The organism is Protofrankia sp. Cr1, assembly GCF_963555865.1.
Taxonomy (GTDB): Bacteria; Actinomycetota; Actinomycetes; order Frankiales; family Frankiaceae; genus Protofrankia.
Genome location: NZ_CAUVXO010000441.1, coordinates 2,984 through 4,123 on the forward strand (window position 1 = coordinate 2,984; position 1,140 = coordinate 4,123).

Consider the following 1,140-nt stretch of genomic DNA (forward strand, 5'->3'; position numbering starts at 1 on the left):
CCAGCTTCCCGTCGACATAGCCGATCTTGTCGGCAAACGTCCTGATCGGCTACTGTCGACGCCGTGTTGATCGGCTACGCGCGGGTCTCGACCGCGGACCAGAACCCCGACCACCAGGTCGACGCACTGCTGCGCGCCGGCGTCGCCGAACGCGACATCCACGTCGATATCGCGAGCGGCGCGAAGGCGTCCCGGCCGAAGTTCGACCTCGTCATGCAGTTGCTGCGCGCCGGCGACACACTCAAGGTCACCCGCCTCGACCGACTCGGCCGCTCCCTGCTACACCTCGTCACTTGCCGAGTATCAGCGCGAGCTCATCGTCGCCAACACCCGCGACGGCCTCGCGGCCGCCCGCGCTCGCGGTCGCGCTGGTGGCCGGCGCCCCCGCCTTTCAATCGAGCAGGCCGCCGTCGCCCAACAGCTCTACGACGGCGGCAACCACACCGTCACCCAGATCGCTGCTGTCTTCGGTGTAGCGCGCTCCACCGTCTACGGGCATCTCGACAAGAGCATCGTCGGCAACCGGCCGGCTGGTGGATCGGCCTGATGAGACCGGACGACTTCTACGGCGAAGAGTTCGACGTCCCGAACTACTGGGGCGGAGCCAGGCGCACAAGATCGCTTAAGACTGATCTGCTGGCTTCGCTAAGGCGGGGCCCCGTCGATGGGCACAACGATGCCGAGGTAGCAGTCGGACTTGCGCGCCTCGTCCATGACGATCTCGAGAGGTTCGGGACCAGTGGTGGCGAGCAGATGTCCGAACCTGAGATGCGTGACGCGATCCTCGCTCTGCGGTCCGTTCTCGAACGCGTTGGGGTCAACGACGTCGACATCCCGTTCCGGGACTACGCGACCTTCAAAGGTCACTGGATTCGTAACGACTGCTATGGATCATGGCAGGCCCGGCGGGATCTACTGAGCAAACTGTTCGATCCCCTGCACGACCGGCTGGTCGAGCTTGAGACACGGACCCTGTCCTCGACGCTCACGCAGCCGGTCAGCCCACGCCTGGTAACCGGGTGGGCGCGAGTCGACGCCGAGGTAGCGGAGCTACGTCGCCACTTCCAGATCGCTCGCACGGAGCAGGACTATCGCAACATCGGCAACGACTGCGTGATCCTCACCGAGGCACTGAGTCGG

2 protein-coding genes and 1 pseudogene are annotated in these 1,140 nt (G+C 65.4%); all 3 read left to right on the plus strand.

All coding sequences use genetic code 11. From position 1 onward, the window contains the following. Positions 1-63: 63 nt before the first annotated feature. A pseudogene (locus tag U9980_RS23225) lies at positions 64-237 on the plus strand (recombinase family protein); the annotation flags it as partial. A gap of 157 nt (positions 238-394) precedes the next feature. Continuing rightward, entirely contained in the window at positions 395-547 is a 153-nt protein-coding gene (locus U9980_RS23230; RefSeq protein WP_322769885.1) for a helix-turn-helix domain-containing protein, read from the plus strand. Beyond that, on the plus strand, positions 547-1,140 hold a 594-nt coding region (locus U9980_RS23235; RefSeq protein WP_416210366.1), incomplete at its 3' end, for a hypothetical protein. The genes U9980_RS23230 and U9980_RS23235, both read left to right, overlap by 1 nt.